Source organism: Mesorhizobium sp. M7A.F.Ca.US.014.04.1.1 (genome assembly GCF_003998745.1).
GTDB lineage: Bacteria > Pseudomonadota > Alphaproteobacteria > Rhizobiales > Rhizobiaceae > Mesorhizobium > Mesorhizobium ciceri.
Genome location: NZ_RZRW01000264.1, coordinates 1 through 7,926, shown reverse-complemented (window position 1 = coordinate 7,926; position 7,926 = coordinate 1). Strand labels below are relative to the sequence as shown.

The 7,926-nt window shown below is 64.0% G+C and carries 7 protein-coding genes; 4 read left to right on the top strand and 3 right to left on the bottom strand.

Translation table 11 applies throughout. The features are described 5' to 3' along the window. Together EOA22_RS18190 and cpaB are read right to left on the bottom strand one after the other, a co-directional pair. Positions 1–658, bottom strand: a 658-nt coding sequence (locus EOA22_RS18190) for a pilus assembly protein N-terminal domain-containing protein (protein ID WP_127390123.1), incomplete at its 3' end; no start/stop codon positions are given. 30 nt (positions 659–688) lie between these two features. After that, the gene (gene cpaB, locus EOA22_RS18185; protein ID WP_244514296.1) at positions 689–1,615 is read right to left on the bottom strand and encodes a Flp pilus assembly protein CpaB; all 927 of its coding nucleotides are present in this window, start codon (positions 1,613–1,615) and stop codon (positions 689–691) included. Positions 1,616–1,852: 237 nt separating this feature from the next. On the opposite strand from cpaB, the gene parE reads away from it, so the two are divergent. Both parE and EOA22_RS18175 read left to right on the top strand, forming a co-directional pair. Beyond that, a complete protein-coding gene (parE, locus tag EOA22_RS18180; RefSeq protein WP_013531965.1) occupies positions 1,853–3,910 on the top strand; it encodes a DNA topoisomerase IV subunit B in 2,058 nt (685 codons plus the stop codon). Positions 3,911–3,955: 45 nt separating this feature from the next. Continuing rightward, positions 3,956–6,022 carry an FUSC family protein gene (locus tag EOA22_RS18175; protein WP_063167882.1) on the top strand — a complete coding sequence of 689 codons (2,067 nt, stop codon included), beginning with the start codon at positions 3,956–3,958 and terminating at the stop codon, positions 6,020–6,022. Here EOA22_RS18175 and EOA22_RS18170 read toward each other — a convergent pair. After that, positions 6,019–7,143: a DUF2336 domain-containing protein gene (locus EOA22_RS18170; protein WP_063167881.1), complete on the bottom strand. Its 1,125-nt coding sequence runs from the start codon at positions 7,141–7,143 to the stop codon at positions 6,019–6,021. The two genes, EOA22_RS18175 and EOA22_RS18170, sit on opposite strands and share 4 nt — an antisense overlap. 151 nt (positions 7,144–7,294) lie before the next feature. Between EOA22_RS18170 and EOA22_RS18165 the strand changes: the two genes are divergently transcribed. Further along, positions 7,295–7,747, top strand: coding sequence for a MaoC family dehydratase (locus tag EOA22_RS18165; protein ID WP_063167880.1), 453 nt, complete (start codon positions 7,295–7,297; stop codon positions 7,745–7,747). A gap of 2 nt (positions 7,748–7,749) precedes the next feature. After that, the coding region (locus EOA22_RS18160) for an aldolase/citrate lyase family protein (protein WP_245478653.1) at positions 7,750–7,926 on the top strand (177 nt) is incomplete at its 3' end.

Here is a 7,926-nt window from a genome sequence, read left to right as displayed (position 1 = left end):
CAAGGCCATAGGCGAAATTGCCGGCGTATTTGGCACCCAGATCCTGGCCCGCCTGGCGGTTGATCTCGACAAAGCGGACGTTGAGCTCGACCTGCTGCGAAGATGAGATGTTGACCGAGTTGATCACCTCCTCGGCACCGGAAAAGCGCGTCGCGATCTTGTTTGCCTTTTCGGCGGCGACGGCATCGTCGGCCTCGCCCGACAGCACGACACGGCCATTGGCCGATCCGACCTTGATCCTGGCATCCGGCACGCTGGCGCGAATGGTGCTGGCCAGTTGGTCGGTGTCGAGCGTCACCTCGATGTCGACGGTGCCGACAAGCTGCTTTTTCTCATCGAACAGCGCAATCCCGGTGGTGCCGAGATTGTTGCCGAGCACATAGAAGGATTTGTCGGTCAGCGGATTGACGTTGGCGATCTCCGGATCGCCGATGACGATCTGGTAGAAGGCAGCACTGGTGATGATCGTCTTCGGCTTGCCCTTGGCAACCTTGATTGACGCATTCTTGGTCGACGACACGTAGACGACGTCGTTGTCAGCTCTCGCCGCCGAGGCGCCCAAGGCCAGCATCACCGCAGCGGCCAGCGAAGACGCGACAGCCACGGCGCGCAAAACGCGCAACCGCGTCATGACCCGATATATGAACAGCCCGAACATTGTCCCGTCCCTCACCCAGTCCCCACTGGTTTATTTCTGGTCCCGCGAAGGAACCTGGTATTCCTCGGCCTTCGTGCCGCGCGTTACGATGACCGTCTTGAACTTCGGTTTCTCCGGCTCCTTGGTGACGGCGTCGAACACCGAGCCGGCCGCGGCCTGCACATTCGAGGCGACCGATCCGCCGAAGGAGGAGATGGTGGTGACGCCGCTCTTGCCGTCAGCGCCTTCGCTGGCGGACCGAAGCGACAGCGAGAGCGTGCCGACGGTGCGGGCCAGCGCTACTTTCTGCGCGCCGTCCGTCGTCACCTCGATGGTCACCGAATTGGAAATCTGCGGCGTCGTCTGGCGCTCGTCGGCGCCCTGCCCGACGCTCAGCACCTTGGCATCGGCGACAACGATCTCGGAGGTGATGGTGGAACCGGCAGCGCCTTGCGCATTCTTGGCCACTTCCTGAATTTCGCCGGCATCGCGCGTCAGCACCACGTCAACGCGGTCACCGGGCGTGACGAAGCCGCCGACTCCGGCGATCTCGTCGGTGCGGATGGTGACCGCCCGCATTCCGGGCGTCATCATGTTGGAGAGCGTCGCGCGGCCATTCGGGCCGGACAGCTTGGCCAGCAGCACCGGTTCGTTGACCTCGATCGGCGACAGCACCACGCGGCTGCCGTCGGCGAGCAACGCATTGATGGTGGTGAAGGCGCCCTGCGGCACGGACTCTTGCGACCACGGGATTTCGCTGAGCTGCGCGCGGTCGAGCTCCATGCCGTAGCGCAACGGGGCATTCGCCACCACGATGGTCTTGAATTCGACTTTCGGCACGACAGGTGCCGGAATCGACGACGTCTTCTCTTCGGAATCGGCCTTGGCCTGGCTTTTGACCCAGAAATCCGCGGCAAAGATCGAGATCGCGCCGAAAACGGCGGCGATGCCGATCATCGATATGGCCTTGCCCCTCACGCCTAAACCCCTGATATCAGCAGTTTCTTATTTAGTTGGGCTCACGTTAGGCGGCATTGTTAAAGAATCAGGAATCCCGGGCGTTGGTATCGGATCTATTTCCGCCGGCTTGGTTATCGAATGGTTTTGGGGTAAGAGGGCCCAGATCCCCGAACGGAACAGGAACCTCGGTCGCTTGGCGCTGAAAAGCGTGGCAGTATCGCGAGGTGATTCGCAGCACCGGAACCTATGGCAGGCATGGACGACAGCAACGATCTCTTCGGCAATATGGACAAGCAGCCGCAGCCGGTGCGTACCGCTGCGCGCCCGGCGGATCCACTGGTGGTGCAAGCCACCAAGCGTCCTGCCTCGACCAAGGACGGCAGCGAGGGCTATAGCGCCGCCGACATCGAGGTGCTGGAAGGGCTGGAGCCGGTGCGCCGCCGGCCAGGCATGTATATCGGCGGCACGGACGACAAGGCGATGCACCATCTGTTCGCCGAGGTCATCGACAATTCGATGGACGAAGCGGTTGCCGGCCACGCCACCTTCATCGATGTCGAGCTTTCGGCCGACGGCTATCTCGCCGTGACCGACAATGGCCGCGGCATCCCGATCGATCCGCACCCGAAGTTCAAGAAGCCGGCGCTTGAAGTGATCATGACGACGCTGCATTCGGGCGGCAAGTTCGACTCCAAGGTTTACGAGACATCAGGCGGCCTGCATGGCGTCGGCGTATCCGTGGTCAACGCGCTGTCGGACCATCTCGAGGTCGAGGTCGCGCGGGGACGGCAACTCTATCGGCAAAAATTCTCGCGCGGCGTTCCCGTGACCGGCCTGGAACAGTTGGGCGAGGTCCACAACCGGCGCGGCACAAAGATCCGCTTCCACCCCGACGAGCAGATTTTCGGCAAGGGCGCGGCGTTCGAACCGGCGCGGCTCTACCGTATGACGCGCTCGAAAGCCTATCTGTTCGGCGGCGTCGAAATCCGCTGGACCTGCGATCCGTCGCTGATCAAGGAAAAAGACCAGACGCCGGCCAAGGCGGAATTCCATTTTCCCGGCGGCCTGAAGGACTATCTCAAGGCATCGCTCGGCGACGACTTCCAGGTAACGCGCGAGATTTTCGCCGGCAAGAGCGAGAAACAGGGCGGCCACGGCTCGCTCGAATGGGCGGTGACCTGGTTCGGCGGCGACGGCTTCATCAATTCCTACTGCAACACCATCCCGACCGGCGAAGGCGGCACCCACGAGGCCGGCTTCCGCAACGTTTTGACGCGAGGCCTGCGCGCCTATGCCGACCTCGTCGGCAACAAGCGCGCGTCGATCGTCACCTCGGAAGACGTCATGATCTCGGCGGCGGGCATGCTGTCGGTGTTCATCCGCGAGCCGGAATTCGTCGGACAGACCAAGGACAGGCTGGCGACGATCGAGGCAATTCGAATTGTCGAGACCGCGATCCGCGATCCGTTCGACCATTGGCTGGCCGACAATCCGCAGGAAGCCTCGAAGCTGCTCGAATGGGTGATCGCACGCGCCGACGAGCGGGTGCGCCGGCGCCAGGAAAAGGAAGTGTCGCGCAAGAGCGCGGTGCGCAAGCTGCGGCTGCCGGGCAAGCTCGCCGACTGCACGCAGAATGCCGCGGCCGGTGCAGAACTGTTCATCGTCGAAGGCGACTCGGCCGGCGGCTCGGCCAAGCAGGCGCGCGACCGCGCCAGCCAGGCCGTGCTGCCATTGCGCGGCAAAATCCTCAACGTCGCCAGCGCCGGCAACGATAAGCTGGCGGCCAACCAACAGATTTCGGACCTGATCCAGGCGCTCGGCTGCGGTACGCGTTCGAAGTACCGCGATGAGGATCTGCGCTACGACCGCGTGATCATCATGACCGACGCCGATGTCGACGGCGCCCATATCGCCTCGCTGCTGATCACCTTCTTCTATCAGGAGATGCCGGCGCTGGTGCGTGGCGGCCATCTCTATCTCGCCGTGCCGCCGCTTTACTCGATCAGGCAAGGCGGCAAGGTCGCCTATGCCCGAGACGACGCCCACAAGGACGAGCTCCTGCGCACCGAATTCACCGGGCGCGGCAAGGTGGAACTGGGCCGCTTCAAGGGTCTGGGCGAGATGATGGCCGCCCAGCTCAAGGAAACCACCATGGATCCGAGGAAGCGAACGCTGCTCAGGATCGATGTAATCGACGCCGAGACGGCGACCAAGGACGCCGTCGATGCGTTGATGGGCACGAAGCCGGAGGCCCGCTTCCGGTTCATCCAGGAACGCGCCGAATTCGCCGAGACGGAAGTGCTGGATATCTAGCCGCCAGCCGGTCCATAACAAGGCTCCAGCTGCGGAGACGAGCATGTGACCAGGACGCGGCTGAAAGGCTATTTCGGGACGAGTTTAGCCGGGTTGACGCAGCCGACGCGCTCCGACTGGATCTTTGCCTTGCGCACCGTTTCAGCCGGCTTGATCGCGCTGCTGGCAGCCTATGCGCTGAAGCTCGACCATCCGCAATGGGCCATGATGACGGTGTTCATCGTCGCCCAGCCGGTTGCCGGCATGGTGCTGGCGAAGGGCTTCTACCGGCTGCTCGGCACGCTGGTCGGCGGCATCGCCGCGATCGGCATCACCACCGTTTTCGGCACCAACCCCTGGGTGCTGGTGACTGTGCTTGCCGTCTGGATCGGCATCTGCACCTTCGTCTCGTCGCTGCTGCGCAATCCGGAAGCCTATGGCGCCGCCCTGGCCGGCTACACCGCAATGATCATCGGCCTGCCCGCTTTCGGACAGCCGCATCTCGTCGTCGACCTCGCTGTCGCGCGCTGTGCCGAGATCGTGCTCGGCATCGTCTGCGCCGGCCTGACCAGCCGGCTGATCCTGCCAAAACTGGCCAGCGACGCCATCGTCTCGCGCCTGAAACGCTGCATCCTCGATCTTGCCACCTATGCCGGCGGTGCGTTCTCCGGCGGCGACCCGGCAACGCTGTCCGCGCTGCACCGAAAGCTGGTCACGGATACCCAGACGCTCGGCGAGATGCGCGCCTATGCCAGGCTCGAGGCGCCGAGCTTCGCGCCGCGCGCGCATCCGGTCCGGCGCACGATCGGACAACTGCTCTCGGCGCTGTCGGCGGCACGTGCGTTGCATTCGCATGCCGCTCCGAAGAATGCGGCGCTCATTCCGGTGCGTTCGGAGTTGCAAGCCCTTGTCGGTGAAATGGCCGCGAAGCCCGGCGCGCTGGACGACACCACGCCTTGGGTGGCGCGGCTCGACACCATCTCGGCCAAGGCCCGGCAAATGCCCGATGCCTCGACCGACCAGGGCGACGACAGGGTCGGCACGATCACCCGCCTGACCATTGCCGCCGATTTCGCCGATGCGCTCAAGCAGGTGCTGCGCGGCCTCGATGCCCTGCGTGCGCCTGCCACGCGCCCGGCCAGGGGCAGCAGGCAGCCTGCGCTGGTGGTGCATCGCGATTACGCCGGCGCATCGCGCAACGCGGTGCGCGCTGCCCTTGCGACGCTGCTGGTCGCGGCCTTCTGGTTGACGACGAAATGGTCGGAAGCCGCCGGCACGGTCATTCTCGTCGCCGTCGTGTCGAGCCTGTTTGCTGCTCGCCCCGACCCTGTGCAGGTCGCCTGGGGTTTCTTCAAGGGAACGCTTCTGGCGCTGCCCTTTGCCTTTCTCGTCGGCCAGATCGCATTGCCCGCCCTGCCCGGCTTCGGCTGGTTCATGCTGTTTGTCGTGCCGATCCTGGTGCCGACGGCGCTGGCCATGGCCAATCCACGCTATGTCGGCGTTGCGACGGCTTTCGCCATCAACTTTCTCGCCTTCCTCAGTCCGCACCAGGCGATGACCTACGATCCCGGACCCTTCTTCGCCGGTTCGGCGTCGATCCTGGTCGGCATCCTGCTGGCGATCGGTGTCTTCATCGTCGTGCTGCCGGCCGATCCTTGGCTCGCGGCCAACCGCATCGTGCGCGCCATGCGTGAGGATCTGGCGCGGCTTTGCCTGCATGAGCGGGTGCCGAGGCGGTCGGCCTTCGAGAGCCTCGCCTACGACCGCATCAACCAATTGATGCCGCTGGTGCAGAATGCCGGTCAGAAAGGCGATGCGGTTCTGGGCGGCGGCGTCGCCGCCGTCACCGTCGGCCTGGAGGTCCTTCGGCTGCGCGATGCGAGCCAGAGCCATGCCATCCCATCCGAGACCGCGCTTTCGATCGCCAACTTCCTGAGAGGGCTGGCGCGCGAACTGCTCTTCCGCGCCCCCGGCGATCCGCAGACATCAACCGTCACCGTCGCCCGGCAATATGCGGCTGGTATTGCCCAGCGAAACGGTACCGGGGAATTGCTGCAGATCGCGGCATCGTTGCGCATCATCGCCGCCGCGATGGAGGATTTTCCGGATTTTTTCGCCAGGGATAAAGGCTAGGCGGCCGCTATCGCCAGCGCGTGGCCGCGTGCGTTTTCGCGCAGCGCGTCGAGATGGATCGACTTGACCAAGGCGGCGAGATCACCCTCGGCGGATTGACCGCCCACTTCCTTGAGCATCAGCCAGCTTACCTCCTGCACACCGGCGACGCGCTTGCCGTTGGCGACCTCGCGCCAGATCTTCAGCGCACGCAGGATGATGGCGTGCGTGGCGCCGGCGAGCCCGGCGCTGCGGAACAATGCCTGCAAAGCCACGTCGTGCCCGCCGGCCAGCAGCGCCCTAACCCTTTGTTCGGACTGCTGGCTGAGCGCAACCAGTGCCGAGCCGAAGAAATCGACCTTGCCATGCGCGATGGTGCGGATGAGGAAGCTCGCGGTGAGGTCGCCACGCAGCCTGAGATGCTCGATCAGGGCCGCATGTTCTTCCGTGCGCGTGCCTTCGATCAGCGTCACCGAAGCCTTGACGCAGGCGTCGCGCATGACGCGGTCGGCTCGCGCCGCGCCCATCATCGCCATCACCAGTGGCGACGTTTTCAGCATTTCGCCAAGCTTGACGAGCAGCATATGCCGGCAGTCGGCCGGCAGCCTGACATCCGATATCAGCGCCTCGCGCACCAGCGGCAGGTGCCCATGCCGTTCGGCCATGCGGCGGAAGCTGAGCGAGGCGATGTCGGCGCCGCTGTTGGCGAGCAGCACGGCGCAGGCGTCCGCCTCGCCGATCTCGGCGATGGCCGCCGACAGCGCCATCGAGACGAGCGGCCGGTCTGCGATCAGTTTTTGCGTCGCCTTCGGACTCGAAGCCACGCGGTTGATCAGGTCGGCGTCGGTGAGCAGCGGCGAGCGCGCCAGCACCACGCCGGCGACTTCCGGCTGGTCGGAGGCCAGCACGCTGATGATCTGCATTGGCGCGTGTTGGCTCATCGACAGCGCCTCGGCCATCGCCAGCCGCACCTTTGACGAGGCATCGTCGAGCAACAGTGTCAGCGCCGCCTCTGCGGCGCAGCGGTCCTCGAAGGGCAATTCGGAATTGATGTAGGCTCGGGCCAGAGCGCTCGCCGCCGCGGCGCGCTCCGACACCTTGGCCGTGTAGATCCATTTCAGGAAATGCGAAACAACAACCATGCCCGCCTGCTTACGCCCCTTGCCGGAAGGTTCCGACCCCACTGACGACCGTAGGCAGAATTGGTTTACGAACCGTTCACCATGTTCATTAACTGGCTTGCGAGGCTGATTTGCAGCGCCTATCAACCGTCAAGCACCTGAGGAGAGAGAAATGGCCGGACTTTATCTCGAAGAGTTCGTCGTCGGCCATGTCTTCCAGCACACGCTGCGCAAGACCGTTACCGAAAGCGACAACATGCTGTTTTCGGTGATGACGCTGAACCCGCAGCCGCTGCACATCGACTTCGATTTCGCCACCAAGAGCGAATGGGGCAAGCCGCTGGTCAATTCGCTGTTCACGCTCGGGCTGATGATCGGCATTTCTGTCAATGACATCACCGTCGGCACCACGGTTGCCAATCTCGGCATGAAGGAAACCGTGTTTCCGCATCCGGTCTTCCATGGCGATACCGTTCGCGTCGAAACGACAGTCATCTCGGTGCGCGAGTCCAGGTCGAAGCCCGATCGCGGCATCGTCGAATTCGAGCATCGCGCCTACAACCAGCATGGCGATCTCGTCGCCAAATGCACCAGGCAAGCCATGATGCTGAAGAAGCCGGCCTGATCATGCGCTCGCTGCTGTTCGTCCCCGGTGATTCCGAGAGGAAGCTGGAAAAGGGTTTTGGTGCCGGCGCCGACGTGGTCATCGTCGACCTCGAGGATTCCGTGGCGCCGCACAACAAGGCGCTGGCGCGCGTCGTAGCGGCGCGCTTCATCCTGGAACGCAGGGCACAAACGACTTCC

Coding starts and splice junctions, on each gene's coding strand:
- parE (WP_013531965.1), top strand. CDS start 1,853: ATGGACGACAGCAACGATCTCTTCGGCAATATGGACAAGCAGCCGCAG.
- EOA22_RS18170 (WP_063167881.1), bottom strand. CDS start 7,143: ATGGTTGTTGTTTCGCATTTCCTGAAATGGATCTACACGGCCAAGGTG.
- EOA22_RS18165 (WP_063167880.1), top strand. CDS start 7,295: ATGGCCGGACTTTATCTCGAAGAGTTCGTCGTCGGCCATGTCTTCCAG.